Origin of the sequence: Pseudomonas sp. 2FE, assembly GCF_005503735.1 — a bacterium.
Taxonomy (GTDB): Bacteria; Pseudomonadota; Gammaproteobacteria; order Pseudomonadales; family Pseudomonadaceae; genus Aquipseudomonas.
This window is the reverse complement of the sequence record NZ_SCMO01000006.1, coordinates 179,591-202,668: the sequence shown is the minus strand read 5'-3', so window position 1 is coordinate 202,668 and position 23,078 is coordinate 179,591. Positions and strand designations below refer to the sequence as shown.

At 63.0% G+C, this 23,078-nt stretch carries 18 protein-coding genes; 15 read left to right on the top strand and 3 right to left on the bottom strand.

Annotated elements, in window-relative coordinates:
* Both FFS12_RS12505 and FFS12_RS12500 read left to right on the top strand, forming a co-directional pair.
* On the top strand, nt 1-756 hold a 756-nt coding region (locus FFS12_RS12505; RefSeq protein WP_137887114.1), incomplete at its 5' end, for an RHS repeat-associated core domain-containing protein.
* On the top strand, nt 753-1,442 hold the full coding sequence (locus FFS12_RS12500) for a hypothetical protein (protein WP_137887113.1): 690 nt from the start codon (nt 753-755) through the stop codon (nt 1,440-1,442). The genes FFS12_RS12505 and FFS12_RS12500, both read left to right, overlap by 4 nt.
* A 593-nt stretch (nt 1,443-2,035) precedes the next feature.
* On the opposite strand, the gene msrA is transcribed toward FFS12_RS12500, so the two are convergent.
* Nucleotides 2,036-2,683, bottom strand: coding sequence for a peptide-methionine (S)-S-oxide reductase MsrA (msrA, locus tag FFS12_RS12495; RefSeq protein WP_137887112.1), 648 nt, complete (start codon nt 2,681-2,683; stop codon nt 2,036-2,038).
* A 228-nt stretch (nt 2,684-2,911) separates the two neighbouring features.
* On the opposite strand from msrA, the gene FFS12_RS12490 reads away from it, so the two are divergent.
* Entirely contained in the window at nt 2,912-3,454 is a 543-nt protein-coding gene (locus tag FFS12_RS12490; RefSeq protein ID WP_256657376.1) for a hypothetical protein, read from the top strand.
* Between the two features lie 138 nt (nt 3,455-3,592).
* Here FFS12_RS12490 and aceF read toward each other — a convergent pair whose 3' ends face one another.
* Nucleotides 3,593-5,221, bottom strand: a complete 1,629-nt coding sequence (aceF, locus tag FFS12_RS12485; RefSeq protein ID WP_137887111.1) for a dihydrolipoyllysine-residue acetyltransferase — start codon at nt 5,219-5,221, stop codon at nt 3,593-3,595.
* 11 nt (nt 5,222-5,232) lie between these two features.
* Nucleotides 5,233-7,881, bottom strand: a complete 2,649-nt coding sequence (gene aceE, locus FFS12_RS12480) for a pyruvate dehydrogenase (acetyl-transferring), homodimeric type (RefSeq protein WP_137887110.1) — start codon at nt 7,879-7,881, stop codon at nt 5,233-5,235.
* A 255-nt stretch (nt 7,882-8,136) separates the two neighbouring features.
* Here aceE and glnE point away from each other — a divergent pair, with 255 nt between their 5' ends.
* From glnE to FFS12_RS12420, 12 genes are all read left to right on the top strand, one after another.
* Complete coding sequence (gene glnE, locus FFS12_RS12475) at nt 8,137-11,082, top strand: bifunctional [glutamate--ammonia ligase]-adenylyl-L-tyrosine phosphorylase/[glutamate--ammonia-ligase] adenylyltransferase (RefSeq protein ID WP_137887109.1); 2,946 nt, start codon at nt 8,137-8,139, stop codon at nt 11,080-11,082.
* A 114-nt stretch (nt 11,083-11,196) separates the two neighbouring features.
* Complete coding sequence (locus tag FFS12_RS12470) at nt 11,197-12,120, top strand: branched-chain amino acid transaminase (RefSeq protein ID WP_137887108.1); 924 nt, start codon at nt 11,197-11,199, stop codon at nt 12,118-12,120.
* A 229-nt stretch (nt 12,121-12,349) separates the two neighbouring features.
* Nucleotides 12,350-13,387, top strand: coding sequence for a lipopolysaccharide heptosyltransferase II (gene waaF, locus FFS12_RS12465; protein ID WP_137887107.1), 1,038 nt, complete (start codon nt 12,350-12,352; stop codon nt 13,385-13,387).
* Entirely contained in the window at nt 13,384-14,445 is a 1,062-nt protein-coding gene (waaC, locus tag FFS12_RS12460) for a lipopolysaccharide heptosyltransferase I (protein WP_137887106.1), read from the top strand. The genes waaF and waaC overlap by 4 nt, the downstream gene beginning before the upstream one ends.
* Complete coding sequence (locus FFS12_RS12455; RefSeq protein ID WP_137887105.1) at nt 14,445-15,569, top strand: glycosyltransferase family 4 protein; 1,125 nt, start codon at nt 14,445-14,447, stop codon at nt 15,567-15,569. The genes waaC and FFS12_RS12455 overlap by 1 nt, the downstream gene beginning before the upstream one ends.
* Nucleotides 15,566-16,429, top strand: coding sequence for a lipopolysaccharide core heptose(I) kinase RfaP (gene rfaP, locus FFS12_RS12450; protein ID WP_137887104.1), 864 nt, complete (start codon nt 15,566-15,568; stop codon nt 16,427-16,429). The genes FFS12_RS12455 and rfaP overlap by 4 nt, the downstream gene beginning before the upstream one ends.
* The gene (locus FFS12_RS12445) at nt 16,422-17,159 is read left to right on the top strand and encodes a lipopolysaccharide kinase InaA family protein (protein WP_137818630.1); all 738 of its coding nucleotides are present in this window, start codon (nt 16,422-16,424) and stop codon (nt 17,157-17,159) included. Before rfaP ends, FFS12_RS12445 begins: the two co-directional genes overlap by 8 nt.
* Nucleotides 17,156-17,902: a lipopolysaccharide kinase InaA family protein gene (locus tag FFS12_RS12440; protein WP_137887103.1), complete on the top strand. Its 747-nt coding sequence runs from the start codon at nt 17,156-17,158 to the stop codon at nt 17,900-17,902. The genes FFS12_RS12445 and FFS12_RS12440 overlap by 4 nt, the downstream gene beginning before the upstream one ends.
* A complete protein-coding gene (locus tag FFS12_RS12435; RefSeq protein WP_137887102.1) occupies nt 17,899-19,353 on the top strand; it encodes a lipopolysaccharide kinase InaA family protein in 1,455 nt (484 codons plus the stop codon). Before FFS12_RS12440 ends, FFS12_RS12435 begins: the two co-directional genes overlap by 4 nt.
* 101 nt (nt 19,354-19,454) lie before the next feature.
* A complete protein-coding gene (locus tag FFS12_RS12430; RefSeq protein WP_137887101.1) occupies nt 19,455-21,212 on the top strand; it encodes a carbamoyltransferase in 1,758 nt (585 codons plus the stop codon).
* Entirely contained in the window at nt 21,196-22,119 is a 924-nt protein-coding gene (locus FFS12_RS12425; protein ID WP_137887100.1) for a glycosyltransferase family 2 protein, read from the top strand. Before FFS12_RS12430 ends, FFS12_RS12425 begins: the two co-directional genes overlap by 17 nt.
* Nucleotides 22,116-23,069, top strand: a complete 954-nt coding sequence (locus tag FFS12_RS12420) for a glycosyltransferase (RefSeq protein ID WP_137887099.1) — start codon at nt 22,116-22,118, stop codon at nt 23,067-23,069. The genes FFS12_RS12425 and FFS12_RS12420 overlap by 4 nt, the downstream gene beginning before the upstream one ends.
* The last annotated feature ends 9 nt before the right edge of the window (nt 23,070-23,078 follow it).

The following is a 23,078-nucleotide window of genomic DNA, read 5'->3' as shown; positions in this document are numbered from 1 at the left end:
CTGGCCACCGACCAGAGCCAGAAACTGCTCTGGAGCTGGAACAGCGACGCCTTCGGCGTCGGCAAGCCCAACCAGGACGTGGACGGCAACGGCATCCAAACCGACATCCCCCTGCGCTTCCCCGGCCAGCAGTATGACGGCCACAGCGGCCTTAACTACAACTACTTCAGGGACTATGATCCGGAGACTGGGCGCTATGTGGAGAGTGATCCGATTGGGTTGCGTGGAGGATTGAATACCTACGGGTACGTCATGGGAAATCCGCTTTCACTCATTGATAAGCTAGGTCTAGCACCTGGCGATCTGTTTGGATCTCCGGATGATGCCGCTGTAGATGCAGGCAACTACTCTAGGGGGAAACCAAACCAATCTATCGAGTATGGCGGATGGGTATTTAGGAAAGGAAATTGCTGGACATATAATTTTATTGAGGGAGAGGCTGCAAGCCAAGGAAAACCAGCAAGTGTTCCAGGAAATGCACTCCAAAATATGCAGCCAACTGACGCCAATATGATATGGCACACTCATCCAAGGAGTGGAAATCCATATCATGACGAGAATTTTTCAGACAATGATTACAATACTGCGGACGGCATATCTGAAAGCGGGGCCACGGGTCCAGCATATGGAATATATTTAAATACGCCTGGGGGGAACAACCTGTTTTATGATGGTAGAACCAGCGACCCATCAATAAAGCAGAGATATTTGCCTCGCCACGGGAGCACTCCTAACAAATGCGGATGCCAGCCATGAAAGCCCCACTCAGAACCTTTCTTTTTCTTCTTCTCTTGACTGGACTTAAGGCCAATGCCCAAGATTTTCTGGCCCCTCACAATTTGACGCTAGGCATGCCGGGTCAATATTTCGAAAAACTGAAGGTTGTGTTCATGGAGGCATACGCCAGGGACTCAATCGCACAAGTTATGATTAGGAGTAGCGCTCCAGAAAAGGTCATCTACATCAAAGAGGCCGAAAGCGGACCAGAACTATTAACCGCAACAGCATCAACAAGAGTTTATGATGTGGATGTTAAGGAGAACTGGAAAGAGATTGAGAAGAGCAGGGGGATTAAAATCAATGGTATTGATCAACTACAGTCTTTGAGCGATGCAAAAGACATAACGGTCACATTAAATCGACGCAGCATCAGTCCAGAGCTTTACACCAAACTGAAAAATCTCTGGCGGCAGGAGTTGATGTCCGTAAGGCGAGATACGGGGACTAGAGCAAACCTAACTCTTGATGGCGCAACTTATGACTATTCAATGCGTCTCTCTCGAGCAGTTTTTATAAGTGGCACCGCTGCAGATGGGGCAAGCCCAAGGCTTGACAAACTAGCCGCTATTGTTAACGGCCTTGGTCTCTTAGTGGATGGAAAAGAATCAGAGAATGATGTAATCCATGACATTTCGAGCTTTAACCAGGCACTAACCCAATAAGAGCTGATTTTTTTGCTAACGCTATAGAGATGAACAGTGAGTCGAAATGCTACGGTGCCCCCCCCAGTCGTAGCGTTCGACTTGCGCTCTTACTGTTAACTGTATCAACAGTTCCCCCATTCTCCTGCGCTTTCAGTCCTGCACTGCCCAATCACCTCGTACCTGCTGTATCAATTTACGCAGCAGGGTGTTCACACTTTTCCGGCTCAGTGCATCAGGTTAGGCCGGCACGGTGTTCACGATGGGGCAGCGCCTACAGGTGTGGGGGCCGGAAAGTTTGATACGGCCTGCTGGTTTACGTTGATACCCTGCGCCGGAAAAATATGAACACTCTGCTGCTAGGGGTATCGGGGTCAGGTCTTACATTTGACACCTCGAAGCCAGGTTAAAAGGTAAACAAGGCCGTAAGCCGCAATGTAGGGCGTCAATAAGCACAACGCCTTGCCCCCTACACAATCTCCTCAGCCAGGTAGGCGTGACTCGCACGGTAAAGCGGATGACTGGTTGATAGTGCGGCGTTGTTTGGGTTTGGGGTTACGCCTCCGGCTAACCCACCCTAAGTTCCTACGAGGTGGCCCCGGCCTCTCGCCGGGTTAAGCCGGTAGGCACACCCCGGTGCCACCTAGGCCGCAATAGCCGGCCGGGTTTTTCGCCAGGTACTGCTGGTGGTAGGCCTCGGCGTAGTAGAACGGCGGCGCCTCGGCGATTTCGGTGGTGATCGGGCCGAAGCCGGCGGCCTCGAGCTGGCGCTGGAATAAGGCCTGGCTGGCCTGGGCCGCGGCCAATTGGGCGGCGTTGGTGGCGTAAATCGCCGAGCGGTACTGGGTGCCGATATCGTTGCCCTGGCGCATGCCCTGGGTCGGGTTGTGCGCTTCCCAGAACACCTTCAGCAGCGCTGCGTAGCTGGTCGCGCGCGGGTCGAAGACCACCAGCACCACTTCGCTATGGCCGGTCAGGCCGGAGCAGGTCTCGTCATAGGTCGGGTTCGGCGTCTGGCCGCCGGCGTAACCCACAGCTGTCGTCCATACCCCCGGTTGTTGCCAGAAGCGCCGCTCGGCGCCCCAGAAACATCCCAGGCCGAAGATCGCCTGTTCGAGGCCCGCCGGGAACGGGCCCTGCAGCGGATGGCCGTTGACGAAGTGGCCGGTCGGCACCGGCATTGGGCTGTCACGCCCCGGTAAGGCCTGTGCGGCGCTCGGCAGGTCGAGTTTGTGGGTGAGAATTTGCGAACGCAGCACCATCAGACGGCTCCTTAAGGTGGAGATGATTGTCTAGGAGATATGTCTTTGTAGACCAAATGCAAGGCCCGGCGTTACCCCGGTCTCAGGCCGCTGGTCGGCAAGGATAACGCCGCGGGCTCCATCAGGCTGGCGGCATCGGTATGGGTTTTCATCGGGCGGCTCGCTTCCAGTATGCTGACCGAGTGGGGCCATGGCCCTCTTCACTAGAGCGTTGGGCAGGGGTGCATCATGCGATCGAGACTGACAAGGCGGCTGGGGACTTTGGCGTTATTCACTACCTGGCTGGTCACTGCAGTGCTGGCCACGCCGGCGCTGCACGCGGCCGAGTCGGCGGCACTCAACGGTGCGGAGCCGGCGCGTTATTTGAGCGAGCTGAAGCGCCTCTACCTGACTAAGGACGAGCGCCAGGCCTTGCTGGCCCACAGCAATGAGTTGCTACGCAGCTATGCCGTGCGCGCCGCCTATCAGGTCGGTCAGCGTGAGCGGCATGATCGGGTCTACCAACTGAGCGTCAGTGGCCCGGGCGAATTGTTGGTCCATGAACAAACTCGCGCGGCGCAGGACATGACCCTGGCGGTGCGCAATCAGCGCTTATCGGTGTTCGGCCTCGATCCCTATATCCGTTACGACTGCCCGTTGACCGAGCAGGTCTGCGTGTTCAAGAGCCCGGTCGATGGCGGCCCGTGGCTGAGCATCAGGCGTGACCATGACGGCGCCGCGGAACTGGCCAAGGCGCTGTCTTTTCTGCTGCGTAATTTGCAGAAAGGCTAGCTGCGCGCTGCTGTTGACTGGGTCCCCGCCTTCGCGGGGATGACGGTGATAGTCCTGGCTGGCGCGAGGCAAAAAAAACCCCGCCAGAGGCGGGGCTGAGGTACGAGCGTGGCATGCTCGAAAGTAAAAACTTAAGCCTTACAGCAACAGCGTGCGGATGTCCCCCAGCACGTCGCCGAGGCGCTTGGTGAAGCGCGCGGCGGCGGCGCCGTTGATGACTCTGTGGTCGTAGGACAGCGACAGCGGCAGCATCAGCTTGGGCTGGAACGCCTTGCCATCCCAGACCGGCTGGATGGTGGCTTTCGACACCCCGAGGATCGCCACTTCCGGCGCGTTGACGATCGGCGTGAAGCCGCTGCCGCCAATGTGACCGAGGCTGGAGATGGTGAAGCAGGCGCCTTGCATGGCGTCGGCGGAGAGCTTCTTGGTCCGGGCTTTTTCCGCCAGTTCGGCGGCCTCGGCAGCCAGTTGCAGCAGGCTCTTCTTGTCGACGTCCTTGATCACCGGCACCAGCAGGCCGTCCGGGGTGTCCACGGCAAAGCCGATGTTGACGTATTTCTTTCGGATGATGGCCTTGCCCGACGGCGCCAGCGAACTGTTGAAGTCCGGCAGCTCCTTGAGCAGGTGCGCGCAAGCCTTGAGCAGCAGCGGCAACACGGTCAACTTCACGCCGGCTTTCTCGGCCACGGCTTTCTGCGCGACGCGGAAGGCTTCCAGCTCGGTGATGTCGGCCGAATCGAACTGGGTCACGTGCGGCACGTTGAGCCAACTGCGGTGCAGGTTGCTGGCGCCCACTTGCATCAGGCGGGTCATCGGCACTTCTTCGATTTCACCGAAGCGACTGAAGTCGACCTCTGGGATCGGCGGAATGCCCGCGCCCCCTGTTGCGCCGGCCGGTACCTCCTTGGCCTTCTGCATCATGGTTTTGACGTAGGCCTGCACGTCTTCTTTCAAGATGCGCTCGTGCGGGCCGGTGGCACTGACAGCCGCCAATTCGACGCCAAACTCGCGGGCCAACTGACGCACGGCGGGGCCGGCATGAACGCGGCGACCCTCGCGACTCGGCGCGCCAACCGGCGCCGGCTCGGCTTTGGCGACCGGAGCTGCGGCAGCCGGTGCGGCAGCGGGCGCTGGCGCCTCGGCTTTGGCCGCTGCGGCGGATGCCGGTGCAGGGGCGACTGGCGCGGCAGCGCCGGCCACCCGGAGTTTCAGGATCGGGTCACCGGTGCCGACTTCGTCGTCCAGCTTGACGCTCAGGCTCTCCACCACGCCGGAAGCCGGCGAAGGGATTTCCATGCTGGCTTTGTCCGATTCCAGTACCAGCAGCGACTGATCCGCTTCGACCCGGTCGCCGACCTTGACCAGCAGTTCGATGATCTTGGCTTTGCCGGATGAGCCGATATCCGGGACCTGAATGTCCTGCACCGACTCGGTCGCGGCGGCAGCCGGCGCAACAGCCGGCTCCGCGGCTTTGGCCGGGGCGGCTGCGGCCTCGGCTTTGGGCGCGGCAACGGCAGCCGGCGCAGCGGCGGCACCTTCGACTTCCAGTTCGAGCAGTTCGTCGCCTTCTTTCAGGCGGTCGCCCAGCTTCACCTTCAGGCTCTTGATCACCCCGGCCTTGGGCGCGGGGATTTCCATGCTGGCTTTGTCCGACTCGAGGGTCAGCAGGCTCTGGTCGGCCTCGATGCGATCACCGACTTTGACCATCAGCTCGATCACTTCACCCTCACCGCTGCCGATGTCGGGTACGCGAATTAGTTCACTCATCGTTCCGCTCCTCAGCAGTCCAGGGGGTTGCGTTTTTCCGGGTCGATGCCGAACCGGGCGATGGCCTCGGCCACCACCTTGGGTTCAATGTCGCCGCGGTCGGCCAGGGCTTCCAGCGCGGCCAGCGCTACCCAGTAACGATCGACTTCGAAGAAGTGGCGGAGTTTCTGGCGGCTGTCGCTGCGGCCGAAACCGTCGGTGCCGAGCACCTTGTATTCTTTGCTCGGGACCCACTGACGGATCTGATCGGCGAACAGCTTCATGTAGTCGGTAGAGGCGATGACCGGGCCTTGGCGACCGGCCAGGCACTGCTCGACGTAGCTCTGCTCGGGCTTGTGCTCCGGTTGCAGGCGGTTCTTGCGCTCGACGGCCAGGCCGTCGCGGCGCAGTTCGTTGAAGCTGGTGACGCTCCAGACATCGGCGCCGACGTTGAACTCTTCGCGCAGGATCTTCGCCGCTTCGCGCACTTCCCGCAGGATGGTGCCCGAGCCCAGTAGTTGGACGTGGTGCGCGGCTTCCTTCTTGTCTTCCTCGAGCAGGTACATGCCCTTGATGATGCCTTCCTCGACACCCTCCGGCATGGCGGGCTGGACATACGCCTCGTTCATCACGGTGATGTAGTAGAAGACGTTCTGTTGCTCCTCGATCATCTGCCGCGTGCCTTCGCGGATGATCACCGCCAGCTCGTAGCCGTAGGTCGGGTCGAAGGTGCGGCAGTTGGGGATGGTCGACGCCAGGATGTGGCTGTGACCGTCTTCGTGCTGCAAACCTTCACCGTTCAGCGTGGTGCGGCCGGCGGTGCCGCCGATCAGGAAGCCGCGGGTGCGGCTGTCGCCGGCGGCCCAGGCCAGGTCGCCGATACGTTGGAAACCGAACATCGAGTAGAAGATGTAGAACGGCAGCATCGGCTGATTGTGGCTGCTGTACGAGGTGCCGGCGGCGATGAACGAGGACATGGCGCCCGCCTCGTTGATGCCTTCCTCGAGGATCTGCCCCTTCTTGTCCTCGCGGTAGAACATCACCTGGTCCTTGTCCACCGGCTCGTACAGCTGGCCGACCGAGGAGTAGATGCCGAGCTGGCGGAACATGCCTTCCATGCCGAAGGTGCGGGCTTCGTCCGGGATGATCGGCACTATGCGTGGGCCCAGTTCCTTGTCCTTGACCAGTTGCGAGAGGATCCGCACGAAGGCCATGGTGGTGGAGATTTCGCGGTCGCCGGAGCCATCGAGAATGGCCTTGAGGGTGTCCAGCGGTGGCGTCGGGATGCTGAAGCTGTTGGCCCGGCGCTGCGGCACGAAACCGCCGAGGGCGCTGCGGCGCTCGGCCAGGTAACGGGCTTCGGCGCTGCCTTCCTCGGGTTTGAAGAACGGCAGCGTCTCCAGCTCGTCGTCCTTGATCGGGATGTCGAAGCGGTCGCGGAACAGCTTCAGGCTCTCGACATCGACCTTCTTCACGTTGTGCGCGATGTTCTTCGCTTCACCGGCCCCGGTGCCGTAACCCTTGATGGTCTTGGCCAGGATCACGGTCGGCTGACCCTTGTGATTGACCGCCTGGTGGTAGGCCGCATAGACCTTGTAGGGGTCGTGGCCGCCACGGTTGAGTTTCCAGATCTCGTCGTCGGAGAGGTCTTCGACCATCTTCAGCAGTTCCGGACGCGCGCCGAAGAAGTTCTCCCGCACATAGGCGCCGTCTTTGGCCTTGTAGTTCTGGTACTCGCCGTCCACCACCTCGTCCATCCGCGCCTGCAGCAGGCCGGCCTCGTCCTTGGCGAACAGCGGGTCCCAGAAACGGCCCCAGACCACCTTGTTGACGTTCCAGTTGGCGCCGCGGAACACGCCTTCCAACTCTTGAATGATCTTGCCGTTGCCGCGCACCGGGCCGTCGAGGCGCTGCAGGTTGCAGTTGACCACGAAGATCAGGTTGTCGAGGTTCTCGCGGCCGGCCAAGGCGATCGCGCCGAGGGATTCCGGCTCGTCGGTCTCGCCGTCGCCGAGGAAGCACCAGACCTTCTGTTTGCCTTCCGGGATGTAGCCGCGGTGCTCCAGGTACTTCATGAAGCGCGCCTGGTAGATCGCCTGGATCGGGCCCAGGCCCATGGACACGGTCGGGAACTGCCAGAAGTCCGGCATCAGCCAGGGGTGCGGGTAGGACGACAGGCCCTGGCCATCGACTTCCTGACGGAAATTGTTCAACTGCTCTTCGCTGATCCGCCCTTCCATAAAGGCGCGGGCGTAGATGCCCGGCGAGGCGTGGCCCTGGAAGTAGATCAGGTCGCCGCCATGCTCTTCGGTCGGGGCCTGGAAGAAGTAGTTGAAGCCGATGTCATACAGCGTCGCCGAGGACGCGAAGCTGGAGATGTGGCCGCCCAGATCCGGGTCTTTCAGGTTGGTGCGCATGACCATGGCCAATGCGTTCCAGCGCACCAACGAGCGAATGCGGCGTTCCATGAACAGGTCGCCCGGCATGCGTGCTTCGTGGGTGACGGGGATGGTGTTGCGGTAGGGCGTGGTGATCGCATAGGGCAACTGCGCACCGCTGCGGGTGGCCAGCTCGCCCATACGGGTCATCAAATAATGCGCACGGTCTTCACCTTCACGGTCGAGGACGGATTCAAGCGCGTCCAGCCATTCCTGGGTTTCGACGGGATCGAGGTCTTGCATGGCTTGCTCCAGGGCGGAAAGGCTTCCAGAATCGGGAGCCTGGGTTCGCGGCCGGCCTTTTGGGCGGGCGACGTGAATTCTTGGATTTACCGGAGGTAGGACCGGCCTCGTGTAGTTTTACTACAAATCGACGGCCATTTCAGCCCTCTCGACACATTCTTTAGTAGTAAAACTACAGATTTTTCAGCGTTAAAACCAAAACCCGCGACAGTTGGCAGGTCAATCGCCAGCAGTACGCCGATCACAGGATAGATCATGAGCCTGCCCTCGCTCGCCGCTTTGCCGGTCTCGCTTGAGTCTTTTGTCAGTCGTGCGCAGCAGTCGTTGCGCGCCGCGGTCACTGCCTTATCTCCGCCAGCTACAGAGTGTCTGGCCGCTTGGCCGGCAGCGCGGCTGGCGGCGTTCGAACGGGTGACGGCGGCGAGCGAGTTTGTCATCGAGCAGGCGGCGCGTGATCCAGAGATGTTGCTGGCGCTGGCTGACAGCGGCGAACTGGAGCGCGCGCTGCAGGTCGGCGAATTGCGTGCCCAGTTGCGCGCGGCGTTGGCCGAGTGCGCCGATGAAAATGAGTTGGGGCGGCGCCTGCGGCGGCAGCGCAATCGCCAGCAGTTGCGGATCATCTGGCGCGATATCACCCGTCAGGCCGATCTGGCGGAGACCTGTCGCGATCTCTCCGAGTTGGCCGACGCCTGTATCGACCTGGCGTACGAATGGCTGTACCCGCGGCATTGCGCGCAGTTCGGCACGCCGATCGGTCGGCGTTCCGGACAGGTGCAGCCGATGGTCGTGCTCGGTATGGGCAAGCTCGGCGCGGTCGAGCTGAACCTGTCTTCGGATATCGACCTGATCTTCGCCTACCCGGAAGGGGGCGAGACCGAAGGGGTGAAGCGCTCGCTGGATAACCAGGAGTTCTTCATTCGCCTCGGCCAGCGGCTGATCAAGGCGCTGGATGCGATCACCGTCGACGGCTTCGTCTTTCGCGTCGACATGCGGCTGCGGCCCTATGGCTCGGCCGGTGCGCTGGTGCTCAGTTTCAATGCGCTGGAACAGTACTACCAGGATCAGGGCCGCGACTGGGAGCGCTACGCGATGATCAAGGCGCGGGTGGTCGGTGGCGATCAGGTCGCCGGCGCGCAACTGCTGGAGATGCTGCGGCCGTTCGTCTATCGGCGCTATCTGGACTTTTCCGCCATCGAAGCGCTGCGCGCGATGAAGCTGCTGATCCAGCAGGAAGTTCGCCGTAAGGGCATGGCCGAGAATATCAAGCTCGGCTCTGGCGGCATCCGCGAAGTCGAGTTTATCGCCCAGGCCTTCCAGCTGATCCACGGCGGTCGCGACCTCAGCCTGCAACAGCGACCGTTGCTGAACGTGCTCAAGACCCTCGAAGGCCAGGGCTACCTGCCGCCGGCGGTGGTCGAGGAGCTACGCGCCGGCTATGAGTTTCTGCGCTACACCGAGCACGCCCTGCAGGCGATTGCCGACCGGCAGACGCAGATGCTCCCGGACAGCCTCGAAGACCGTGCGCGGGTCGCCTTCATCATGGGTTTCGACGGCTGGACGGCCTTCCGCGAGCGGTTGATGTACTGGCGTGGGCGGGTCGACTGGCACTTCCGTCAGGTCATCGCCGATCCGGACGAGGAGGAGGGGGTTGAGGCGGCGGTCTGCGTCGGCGGCGAGTGGCTGCCGCTGTGGGAGGATGCCCTGGATGAAGAGGCCGCCTGCCGGCAACTGCGCGAAGCCGGCTTTGCCGAGGCGCAGTCGGCCTGGCAACGCTTGGCCGGGCTGCGTGCCAGCAATCAGGTGCGGGCCATGCAGCGTCTCGGTCGCGAGCGGCTGGATGCCTTTATTCCGCGGCTGTTGGCACAGGCGGTGGAGCGCGAGAATCCGGATCTGGTGCTGGAGCGGGTGTTGCCGCTGATCGAGGCGGTCGCGCGGCGTTCGGCCTATCTGGTGTTGCTGACGGAAAACCCCAGCGCCTTGCAGCGCCTGCTGACACTGTGCGCGGCGAGCCCCTGGATCGCCGAGCAGATCACCCGTTTCCCGCTGTTGCTCGATGAGTTGCTCAACGAGGGGCGCCTGTTCAAGCCGCCCTTGGCGCCGGAGCTGGCCGCCGAGCTGCGCGAGCGGCTGACGCGCATCCCCGAGGATGACCTGGAGCAGCAGATGGAGGCGCTGCGGCATTTCAAACTGGCCCATCGCCTGCGGGTGGCCGCTTCGGAGATCGCCGGCACCTTGCCGTTGATGAAGGTCAGCGACTACCTGACCTGGCTGGCCGAGGCGATCCTCGAGCAAGTGCTGGCGCTGGCCTGGCGCCAGACCGTGGCGAAAAGCGGCACCCCGCGGCGCGCCGATGGCAGCTTGTGCGATCCGGACTTCATCATCGTCGGCTACGGCAAGGTCGGAGGTCTCGAGCTCGGCCATGGCTCGGACCTGGATCTGGTGTTTGTACACGATGGCGATCCGCAGGCGGAAACCGATGGTGCCAAACCCATCGACGGTGCGCAGTTCTTCAACCGCCTGGGGCAGCGCATCATCCATCTGCTGACCGCCCAGACCGCTTCCGGCCAGCTCTACGAGGTCGATATGCGCCTGCGGCCGTCGGGTGCCTCCGGTCTGCTGGTCAGCTCCCTCGGCGCCTTCCAGCGCTACCAGGAAAACGAGGCCTGGACCTGGGAGCACCAGGCGCTGGTGCGCGCGCGCGTGCTGGTGGGCTGTCCGCGGGTCGCTGCGGCGTTCGAGCAGGTGCGTGCGCAGGTGCTCGGGCGGGCACGCGATCTGGCCACGCTGCGGCTGGAAGTCAGCGAGATGCGCGCGAAGATGCGCGACAACCTCGGTTCCAAGGAAACCGCCGCCGGCACCGCCGCCAATGCCTTCGAGGCCGCGGCACCGTTCGATCTGAAGCAGGACGCCGGTGGTATCGTCGATATCGAATTTATGGTGCAATACGCCGCCTTGGCCTGGTCGCGCGAGTATCCAGCGCTGCTGCAGTACACCGATAACATCCGCATTTTAGAAGGGTTGGAACATGCCGGGCTGATCCCGAGCACAGATGCCACCCTGCTGCAGGAGGTCTATAAGGCCTATCGCGCAGCGGCCCATCGCCTGGCCTTGCAGAAGCAGGCGGGCATCGTCAGTGGCGAGCAGTTTCACCTCGAACGCCGTGAAGTGATGCGGATCTGGCGCGAGTTAGGGCTGAGTTGAATATTCCGGCGAGCCGCCTGGCGGCTCGCTCAAAGTGCCCAAGAGCCGTCACGCGCCTTAGCGTTAATAAAAGGGGCGACCCTTGGTTGTAGAGAATTCTTGAGGAGCGAAATTATGTCGATGGCCGATCGTGATGGCGTGATTTGGTATGACGGCGAACTGGTGCAGTGGCGTGATGCTACCACCCATGTGCTGACTCACACCCTGCATTACGGCATGGGCGTGTTTGAAGGCGTGCGGGCCTACAACACCCCGCAAGGCACGGCGATTTTCCGGCTGCAGGCGCACACCGATCGGCTGTTCGACTCGGCCCATATCATGGGCATGAAGATTCCGTTCTCGAAAGAAGAAGTCAACGAGGCGACCCGTGCCGCGGTGCGCGAGAACAACCTGGAAAGCGCCTACATCCGCCCGATGGTGTTCTACGGCTCTGAAGCCATGGGCCTGCGCGCCACCGGCTTGAAGGTGCATCTGATCGTCGCGGCCTGGAACTGGGGCGCGTACATGGGGGATGAAGCCCTGCAGGTCGGCATCAAGGTGCGCACCAGCTCCTTCACCCGCCACCACGTCAACATCTCCATGACCCGCGCCAAGGCCAACGGCAACTACATCAACTCGATGCTGGCTCTGCAGGAAGCCATCTCCGGCGGCGCCGACGAGGCCATGCTGCTGGATACCGAAGGCTACGTGGCCGAGGGTTCGGGCGAGAACATCTTCCTGGTCAAGAATGGCGTGGTCTACACCCCGGAAGTGACCTCCTGCCTCAATGGCATCACCCGTAACACGGTGCTGCAACTGGCCGACGAGCTGGGCATCAAGGTGGTCGAGAAGCGCATCACCCGTGACGAGGTGTACATCGCCGACGAGGCGTTCTTCACCGGCACCGCCGCCGAAGTCACGCCGATTCGCGAAGTCGATGGCCGGCAGATTGGTATCGGCCGCCGTGGTCCGGTCACCGAGAAGCTGCAGAAGGCCTACTTCGATCTGGTCACCGGCAAGACCTCGGCGCATGCCGAATGGCGCACCCTGGTCAAATAAAAAGCTGCAAGTTACAAGGCGTAGGGTGGGTTAGGTCGAAGACCGTAACCCACCATCCGGCCCAGTGGGCCGGCCAATGACGATGCCTGTCGGTATCGGCGGTGGGTTACGCCGCCGTCGCGGCTAACCCACCCTACGGGCTCGCGACGCTTCACGAATAGGTGTGAGAGAATTTGAATAAGGCAGTGACAGGGAGGCGCGAGCCTCCCTGATCATTTGCGGAGTCGTAATGAGAATACTGATCGTAGGGCCGAGCTGGGTTGGCGACATGGTAATGGCGCAGACGCTGTTCCAGTGCCTGAAACAACGCCATCCCGAGTGCCGGATCGACGTGCTGGCGCCCGAATGGAGCCGGCCGATCCTCGAGCGCATGCCCGAGGTGCGGCAGGCGCTGAGCTTCCCGCTCGGCCATGGCGTGCTGGAGTTGGCCACCCGGCGCAAGGTCGGCAAGTCGCTGGCCGGCCAGTACGACCAGGCGATTCTCCTGCCCAACTCGCTGAAGTCGGCGCTGGTGCCCTGGTTCGCCGGGATTCCCAAGCGTACCGGCTGGCGCGGCGAGCTGCGCTTTGGCCTGCTCAACGATATCCGCACGCTCGACAAGGACCGCTACCCGCTGATGATCGAGCGCTTTATGGCGCTGGCCTATGAGCCCGGCGCCGCACTGCCTGCGCCGTATCCGCGGCCGAGCCTGCGGATCGACCCGGCCAGTCGTGAGGCCGCCTTGGCCAAGTTCGGCCTGAGCCTGGATCGTCCGGTGCTGGCGCTCTGTCCCGGCGCCGAGTTCGGCGAGGCCAAGCGTTGGCCCAGCGAGCATTACGCCAAGGTCGCCGAGCTGAAGATCCGTGCCGGCTGGCAGGTCTGGCTGTTCGGCTCGAAGAACGATCACGCGGTCGGGGAAGAGATTCGCTCGCGGCTGATCCCCGGCCTGCGTGAAGAAGCGCGCAACCTCTCCGGCGAAACCGCGCTGGCCGAGGCGATCGACCTGCTGTCCACGGCTTCCGCTGTGGTTTCCAATGACTCCGGCTTGATGCACGTCGCCGCCGCGCTGAACCGCCCGCTGGTGGCGGTCTACGGCTCGACCTCGCCGCAGTTCACCCCGCCGCTGGCCGAACAGGTGGAAATCGTCCGCTTAGGGCTAGAGTGCAGCCCGTGCTTCGATCGCACCTGCCGCTTCGGCCACTACAACTGCCTGCGCGAGCTCAAGCCGCGGCCGGTGGTCGAGGCGCTGGATCGGCTGGCCGCGGACCCGATCGAGGTCACCGAATGAGGGTGTTGCTGGTCAAGACTTCCTCGCTGGGTGATGTGATCCATACCCTGCCGGCGCTGACCGATGCGGCGCGGGCGATTCCCGGTATCCAGTTCGACTGGGTGGTGGAAGAGGGCTTTGCCGAGATTCCGGCCTGGCATCCGGCGGTGGCGCAGGTGATTCCGGTGGCGATCCGGCGCTGGCGCAAGAACCTCTGGCAGACCCTGAAAAATGGCGACTGGCGGCGGTTCAAGCGGCGCCTGCGCGAGACCGATTACGACCTGGTGATCGATGCCCAAGGTCTGCTGAAAAGCGCTTGGCTGACCCGCTACGTCAAGGCGCCGGTGGCCGGGCTGGACCGCGCCTCGGCCCGCGAGCCGCTGGCCAGTCGCTTGTATGATCGCGGCTATGCGGTGCCCCGGGGGCAGCATGCGGTCGAGCGCGTGCGGCAGTTGTTTGCCCAGGCGCTGGACTATCCGCTGCCGGGCTCGGTGGGTGATTACGGGCTCAAGCGCGCGCAACTGGCCGGTACGCCGGCCGGCGCGCCCTACCTGCTGTTCCTGCATGGCACCACCTGGGACACCAAGCATTGGCCGGAAGCCTACTGGCGCGAACTCGCCGAACGCATGGGTGCGCTGGGCTGGGCGGTACGCTTGCCCTGGGGCAATCCGGCCGAGAAGGCGCGCGCCGAACGGATTGCCGCCGGCTTGGAAAACGCCGCGGTACTGCCCAAATTAGCCTTGGCGGGCATGGCCAAGGTGTTGGCCGGCGCCCGCGCTTGCGTGGCGGTGGATACCGGTCTCGGGCACTTGGCCGCCGCCTTGGATGTGCCCACCCTGTCGCTGTTCGGCCCCACCAATCCGGGCCTGACCGGTGCCTATGGGCGCTCGCAAATTCATCTGGCCAGCGACTTCCCCTGCGCGCCCTGCCTGAAAAAGACCTGCGCCTACCAGCCGACGGCTGAAGATAAGCGCTGGCATGATCTTAAACGCGAGTGGCCCTTGTGCTTTACCCGCTTGAATCCGCAGCGTGTGGCGACCGAGCTGGAAGCGCTGTTGCTCGCCGAGGAAAGCGTCTGATGCAGTTGGCCTTTGTGCTCTACAAGTACTTCCCGTTCGGCGGCCTGCAGCGCGACTTCCTGCGCATCGCCCTGGAGTGCCAGCGGCGTGGGCACGCGATCCGCGTCTACACGCTGATCTGGGAGGGTGAGGTGCCCGAGGGTTTCGAGGTGCTGGTGGCACCGGTCAAGGCGCTGTTCAATCACCGCCGCAACGAGAAGCTGCTGGCCTGGGTCGAGGCCGATCTGGCCAAGCGCCCAGTCGATCGGCTGGTCGGTTTCAACAAGATGCCGGGGCTGGACGTGTACTACGCCGCCGATGGCTGCTTCGAGGACAAGGCGCAGAACCTGCGCAACTCCCTGTACCGCAAGTGGGGCCGCTACAAGCACTTCTCCGACTATGAGCGCGCGGTGTTTGCGCCCGAGTCTGCAACCTCGGTGCTGATGATCTCCGAGGTGCAACAGCCGTTGTTCGTCAAGCATTACGCCACCCCGGCGCAGCGCTTTCACCTGTTGCCGCCGGGCATCGCGCCGGATCGCCGGGCGCCGGCGAATGCCGCGGAGATTCGCGCCGAGTTCCGCCGCGAGTTCAAGCTGGCGGATGATGACCTGCTGTTGGTGCAAATCGGTTCCGGCTTCAAGACCAAGGGCCTGGATCGCAGCCTGAAGGCGCTGGCGGCGTTGCCGCGTGAATTGAAGCGGCGCACCCGCTTGATCGTCATCGGCCAGGACGATCCCAAGCCCTTCCTGCTGCAGATCAAGACGCTGGGCCTGTCCGACCAGGTGCAGATCCTCAAGGGCCGCAGCGATATTCCGCGCTTCCTCCTCGGCGCCGATCTGCTGATTCACCCGGCTTACAACGAGAACACCGGCACGGTATTGCTGGAAGCCGTGGTCGCCGGTTTGCCGGTACTGGTCAGCGATGTCTGCGGCTATGCCCATTACATCGAGGAAGCCGACTGTGGCCGGGTCGTGCCGAGCCCGTTCGAACAGGAGCGACTCAACCGTCTGCTGAGCGAGATGCTCGGCGCTGCGGCGCAGCGCACGAGTTGGGCGCGTAACGGCCTGGCGTTCGCCGATTCGGCCGACCTCTATAGCCTGCCGCAGCGCGCGGCGGATGTAATTCTGGCGGAGAAACAGGCTTGAAACTCATTTTGGCTGAACCCTTCCAGCGCCTGTGGGCCGGTCGCGACGCCTTCGCCGAGGTGGAGCGCCTGGAGGGCCAGGTCTACCGCGAGCTGGAAGGCCGGCGAACCTTGCGTACCGAGGTCGAAGGGCGCGGCTACTTCGTCAAGATTCACCGTGGCATCGGCTGGGCGGAAATCTTCAAGAACCTGCTGACCGCCAAGCTGCCGGTACTCGGCGCGGGCCAGGAGTGGGCGGCGATCCAGCGCTTGCATCAGGTCGGCGTGCCGACCATGACCGCGGTGGCCTATGGTTCACGCGGCAGCAACCCGGCGACCCAGCATTCCTTTATCGTCACCGAGGAGCTGGCGCCCACCGTCAGCCTGGAAGACTTCAGCCTCGACTGGCCGCAGAACCCGCCCGCACCCGTGCTCAAGCACGCGCTGATCGCCGAAGTGGCGCGGATGACCGGCGCTATGCACCGCGCCGGGGTCAATCACCGCGACTGCTATATCTGCCACTTCCTGCTGCACACAGACAAGCCGGTCGCGGCCGATGATTTCAGGCTGTCGCTGATCGACCTGCACCGCGCCCAGACCCGCAGAGTCACGCCGCGCCGTTGGCGCGACAAGGACCTGGCCGGGTTGTACTTCTCCGCCCTTAACCTCGGCCTGACCCGGCGCGATAAGCTGCGCTTCCTGCGCGCTTATTTTTATGAAGCAAAGGGTCATGCAGCAAAGGGTCAGGCAGCAGAAGGCCGCCAGCCACTGCGCCAGATTCTGCGCGACGAGGCGCAACTGCTGATCTGGCTGGAGCGCAAGGCGGACAAACTACTGGCCCGTTATGCCCGCAAGTATGCGCCGGGAGCAGGCCATGAGTGAGTGGCGGCTGACCGAGGGCGCGTCGCCAGCGCTGGCCGCCGCCTTTGCCGATCTCGATGCGGTATTCGCCTTGCCGGGCGAGCACATCACCCGCGACCCGCTGTCGGAGGTGGTGCGCGTCGAATGCGACGGGCGGCGCTATTACGTCAAGCGCTATCACGGCGCCGGCAAGGGCTTGCGCCGTTTTATCGGGCGCCCGCGGGTCAAGGCCGAGTGGCAGAACCTCAAGTATTTCGCCAAGTGGGGCATCCCCTCCGCGCCCGTCGTGGCCTATGGGCTGGAGCGCAAGGCCGGTGCCTTTGTCCGCGGCGCGCTGATCACCCGTGAGCTGGCCGGCACCGAAGACATGGCCCAGTTGGCGCTGCGTGACGATGCCTGCCTGCGGGATCGCGCCTGGGTGGACGGGGTCAGCCGGCAGTTGGCCCTGGCAACTCGCACCCTGCATGAGCAGCACTTCACCCATAACGATCTGAAGTGGCGCAACTTGCTGGTCAACGGCCAGGGCGAGCTGTTTCTGATCGACTGCCCGACCGGCAGCTTCTGGTGGGGGCCATTGCTGCGCTATCGGATCATCAAGGATCTGGCCTGCCTGGATAAGGTGGCCAAGTACAAGCTGTCGCGCAGCCAGCGCCTGCGCTTCTACCTGCAATACCGGGGGCGCCAACGCCTGGATGGTTGCGACAAGAACAGCATTCGACAGATCGTCAAATTCTTCGAGGGGCGTGAATGAAGGATTTTATCGCCAGCGAGGATAGTGCGCTCCTCGAGCAGCATGGGCTGGCCAGCTATGAGGCGTTGTGGGCGCTGACGCTTGCGGCGGTGGACGAACCGAATACCGAGCGCGGCGGCTGGAGCTGCGTGTATCGCCTGGAGCTGGGCGATGCGGCCTATTACCTCAAGCGGCAGAGCAATTACCTGGGCCGCAGCCTAAGGCGCCCGTTCGGTGAGCCGACCTTCGCCCGCGAGCTCCGCAGCATCCAGCGTTATCGCCAGCTCGGCATCCCGGCGCTGCGGGCGGCGTTTTTTGCCCAGCGGCGGGTGGCCGGCGAGCAGCGTGCGCTGTTGCTGACGCGGGCGTTGGATGGCTGGCAGGACCTCGAGCACTGGCTGCAGGGCTGGACCGAGCGCAGTGAAGCGCAACGTATGGCCATCTTGCGGGCCTGTGGCGAGTTGCTCCGGCGTCTGCACGATGCGCGGCAGATGCACGGTTGCTTCTATCCCAAACATATTTTTCTACGTGACCGCGACGGTGAGTTTGCCGCGCAGCTGATCGATCTGGAAAAGACCCGCTCGCTGTGGTTCGGCGAGCGTGATCGGATCAAGGATCTGGAGCCGCTGCTGCGGCGGGCGAGCAGTTGGAGTGAGGCTGAGGTCTGTCAGCTACTCCTCGCTTACGTTGGCTCGGGCGGCGATGTTCAGCGCTGGTGGCAACGTCTTGGCGCTCGGCGGCACAACAAGGAGTCGCGCCGGTGACGCTCGAGCAATTGCGCCGCGCCGGCCGCACGCCGAGCTTGCCGCTGGAACTCAATGTGGCAGGGCAGCCGCTACGCCTCGACAGCCTGCTGCGCGTGCTGCCGGGCCAGCGCTATGTCGGTCAGGCCGAGTGGCAAGGTCGGCCGGTGCTGGCCAAATTGTTGGTCGGCGGCAAGGCCGCGCGGCATTTTGCCCGTGAGTCCGAGGGCGCGCGTTTGCTCGCGCAGCAGGGTCTTTGTACGCCGCAGCTGCTCGCTCAAGGCTTTCGCGCCGGCGAGGGCGGTTGGCTGTTGTTCGACTACCTGACCGATGCGTGCGGTCTGGGCGATGAGTGGCGGCTGCTGGAGTCGCAACCGTTGCTGAGCGATGCCCAGCAGGCGTTGCTGGGCGAAGCGCTAGCGGTGATTGCCCGGTTGCATGGCCAGGGGCTGTGGCAAGACGACCTGCACCTGGACAACCTGCTGCGGCACAAGGGGCAGCTGTATTTGATCGACGGCGGCGGCGTGCGCGCCGAAACACCGGGTCAGCCGCTGTCGCGCGACCGGGTGCTGGCCAACCTGGGCGTGTTCTTCGCCCAGTTGCCGGCCAGCCTGGATCTCCATATCGAAGAGCTGCTGGTGCATTACCTGCTGGTCAATGGCGAACACGCGCTGCCGCTGGAGGTCTTGCTCAAGGAGGTCGGCAACGTCCGGCGCTGGCGCTTGCGCGATTACCTGCGCAAGCTCGGGCGCGACTGCAGCCTGTTCAGTGTGCGGCGCGGTGCGTCTGCCCTGCGGGTAGTCCGGCGTCAGGACGAAAGCGCGCTGGCGCCGCTGCTGGCCGACCCCGATGCCGCCATCGCCGCCGCTCAGCCGCTCAAGCTGGGTGGCTCCTCCACCGTGGCGCGGGTCGAGGTGGACGGCCGCAGGCTGGTGCTCAAGCGCTATAACATCAAAGGCGTCGTGCACTGGCTGAAACGCTTCTGGCGGCCGAGCCGTGCCTGGCACAGTTGGTGCGAGGGCAATCGCCTGGACTTTCTCGGTATCGCAACACCCAAACCCCTGGCCGTGTTGGAGCTGCGCACATTCTGGCTGCGCCGGCGTGCCTATCTGGTTACCGAACACTCGGCCGGTGAGGATATAATCGCGCGCTTTAAGCCCTGTCTGGACAATCCGGACGAGGCTGGTTTGCCGCCAGAGGCCGAACTCAAGGCACTGGATGAGTTATTCGCGGCTTTGTTGCGTGAGCGCATCAGTCATGGCGATCTCAAGGGGACCAACCTGCTGTGGCAGGCCGGTCGCTGGGCCTTGATCGATCTGGATGCCATGCAGCAACACCGCAGCGCCGACAGTTTTGCGCCGGCCTATGGCCGTGACCGTGCGCGCTTCTTGCGCAACTGGCCGGCGGATTCAAGGCTCTTCAAACTGCTCGATCAACGTTTACCCAAGGCCGGCTTGAAGCCCGAGGCTTGAAGCTGCAAGCAAGAGCCCGCTCCGGGCTGCGTATATAAACGACTGCTGTCGCTGCAAGCGTTCTGCTGCAAGTAGACAGCTGCTTTAAAGAGGCTTTTTCTGTGGCACTGACGATTCTCGGCCTTTCCGGCGCTCTCAGCCATGATCCTTCCGCCGCCCTGTACATCGACGGCAAGCTGATCGCGGCCGCCGAAGAAGAGCGCTTCGTGCGCGACAAGCACGCGAAGAACCGCATGCCCTATGAGTCGGCCAAGTTCTGCCTGGAGCAGGCCGGCATCAAGCCGGCCGATGTCGACGTGGTGGCGATTCCGTTCGCCCCGATCAGCCTGTTCGGCAAGGCCCGCTGGCACTACGCCAAGCGTTACGCCTACGCCCCGGATCGCGCGCTGGATGCGCTGCTGATGGGCAACCGGCGCTACAAGCGCTACCGCAACAAGATCGTCTGGTGCCTCGAACAGCTGGGTTTCGATCCGAAGAAGATCAAGATCGAGCCGGTCGAGCACCACCTGGCCCACGCCTCTAGCGCCTACCACTGCTCCGGTTTCAGCGAGAAGACCGCGATCATGGGCATCGACGGCAAGGGTGAGTACGCCACCACCTTCTTCGGCTACGGCGAGAACGGCAAGATCCACAAGATCAAGGAGTTCTTCGACCCGGACTCGCTCGGCGGCCTGTACGGCGCGATCACCGAGTTCCTCGGCTTCGAAATGCTCGACGGCGAGTTCAAGGTGATGGGCATGGCGCCTTACGGCGACGCCTCCAAGTACGATTTCTCGCGCCTGGCCAAGTTCGAGAATGGCGAGCTGATCATCAACACCGAGTACGCCAACGTCATCGGTCTGCGCCGCTACAAAGAGCACGGCAAGGGCTTCTATTTCTCGCCCAAGCTGATCGAGTGGCTGGGGCCCAAGCGTGAAGGCGATATCGCCGACGATCCGTACATCCATTACGCCGCCAGCATGCAAGCGTTGTTCGAGAAGCTGGCGCTGCAGATGATGGATTACTACCTCGGCGACATCCTCAAGGAAACCGGCAAGATCGCCTTCGCCGGCGGCTGCGCGCTGAACGTCAAACTGAACCAAAGAATCATCGCCCGTCCGGAAGTCAAAGAGCTGTTCGTCCAGCCGGCTTCCGGCGACGCCGGTACCGCGGTCGGCGCCGCCGCGTACATCTCGCACCAGCGCGGCGTGCCGGTGGAGAAGATGGAACACGTCTATCTCGGCCCGTCCTACTCCAACGAAGAGGTCATCGCCGCCTGCGCCAAGCACCCGAATGCACCCAAGTGGCAGCAGATCGACAACATGCCGCAGCGCATCGCCGAGATCATGGTCGCCGGCAACCCGGTGGCCTGGTTCCAGGGGCGCATGGAGTTCGGCCCGCGGGCCTTGGGCGGTCGTTCGATCATCGGTTGCCCGAGCATCGCCGGGGTGGCCAACCGGATCAACGAGCAGATCAAGTTCCGCGAGCGCTGGCGGCCCTTCTGCCCGTCGATGCTGGATACCGTCGGCCCGCAGATGATCAAGGTCGACCACCCGGCGCCGTTCATGACCTTCACCTTCGAGGTGGCCGAAGAGTGGAAAACCCGCGTACCGGAAGTGGTGCACGAGGACGGCACCTCGCGGGCCCAGGTGCTCAAGCGCGAGTACAACCCGCGCTACTACGACATGATGCTCGAACTGGAGAAACTGACCGGCAACGGCGTGTCGCTGAACACCTCGCTGAACCGCCGCGGTGAGCCGATGATCTGCTCGCCAACCGACGCGCTGAACATGTTTTTCGGCTCGGACCTGCAGTATCTGATCATGGAAGATATTCTGGTGGTCAAGGACGGTGCGGACAGGTATGAGCATGCCGGCTAAGCCGCTGCTTAGCGTCGTTATTCCCACCTATAACTATGCGGGCGTGCTGTCGCGGGCGGTCGAATCGGTGCTGTCGCAACTGGATGCTGCATCCGCAGAGCTGATTGTCATCGATGACGGCTCGACGGATGACACCCGGCAGGTGCTGGAGCGTCTGCAGGCCGATCATCCGGGGCGCTTTCGCGCCCTCAGCAAGGCAAACGGTGGCGCCTCCTCGGCGCGTAACCTGGGCATCCGCGAGACGTCGGGCGATTACCTGATCTTTCTCGATGCCGATGACGAGCTTGCGCCCACCGCCCTGGCGACGCTGCGCGAGCACCTGCTCGCGCAGCCGCAGACACGCTTGGTGATTGCTGGGCATATCGCTCTCTCGGCCGATGGCAAGCGCCGCGAGCACAAGCCGGAAGCCTTGCCCGAACAAGCGCAGCAGCGCTTGCGCGCGTATCTGCTGGACAAGCGCCTGGCCCTTTCCAATGGCGCCTGTGCGATGCACCGTGAGGTATTCGAGCGCGGCGACTATCCAGAAGCGTTCCGCAGTGCCGAGGACATCCCGGTATTCGCCCAGGCCCTGGCCAATTACCCGTGCACGCTGCTGATGCAGCCTTTGGCGCTTATCCATAAGCACGACGACAGCCTGCGCCACCAGTTCAGCCACGCCAAGGCCGGCGGCCTGGCGTTGGTCGAGGAGGTGTTTGCTCCGCGGCGCCTCGATGCGCGATTCCAGGCGCTGAAAGCCGAGTTTTATGTGCAGCGCTGCTTGTCATTGTTCCGCAGCGCCTACCTGGCCGGCGATACGGCGGCCGCCAAGTCTTACTTCGGTGCGGCGGCGAAAGCGGATTGGCGGGTGCTGCTGAAGGGCTCCTATGGGCGCAAGGCTTTGCGCCTATGGTTGGGCGTGGGCAGATGAAGGTCCTGGCGCTGAGTTCGGCCCGCCGAGAGCCCGATTTTTCGAGCGTTTTCCAGCACCTGGGGCAACACGTTGACCTTGATCTGCGGGTGCTGGACAAGCAAGCGCAGCGCGATTTACGCAGTACTCTGCGCGGGATCGACCTTTCCCGTTATCAGCGCATCCTGCTTGATCTGCACTTCAAGCACATCTGCCGTCAGACCGGGTTTCTCCAGGGCTTGCCCGGCCTGCTGATCTACGAGGAAGACGCCTGCCAGAATTATCTGCAAGGCTCTTGTTGGCGCGGCCGATTCAGTCGCTTTTACCGTGCACTGCCCAATGCGCGGGTTGTCGTCACCGGTGCCGGCGTCGCCGAGCAACTGGTAGCGGAAGGCTTTACTGTCAGCTTCATCCCCAAGGGCTACGATCCCGCAATGATCTTCGTTGAGGCGGGCGAGCGCGATATCGAGTTGGGCTTCATCGGGCGCACCGGCAGTGCGGTATACACGGGGCGCAAAGCGCTGCTGGAGCAGCTCGCGGCGAGTGAGCCATTGCAGGTACTGCGCACCGATCCGGGTGAGCCCTATCGGAAGATGCTCAACCGCATTGCCTGCTTCGTCAGCGCCGATGTCGGCTTGGGCGAGTACATGGCCAAAAACTTCGAGGCGATGGCCTGCGGTTGTGTCCTGCTGGCCTGGCGTCAGGGGCGCGAGGAGGAAGCCATTGGCCTGCAGGATGGCCATCATCTATTGCTGTACTCCAGCATCGAGGAGTTGCGTGAGCATTTGCAACGGCTGCGCCACGATCCCGTCTGGGCGCAAGGCATAGCGGATAATGGGCGCTGTTTCGTCGAGCAACATTTGGCGCATCCGCAACTGGCCAGACGACTTGCGGAGGAGCTTGGCAAGCCGCCGCTGCCAGTTTCACCTTCAGCCTGGCGGACGTTATGGTCGCGGCTATCTCCGTTTTGAGAAGATTTC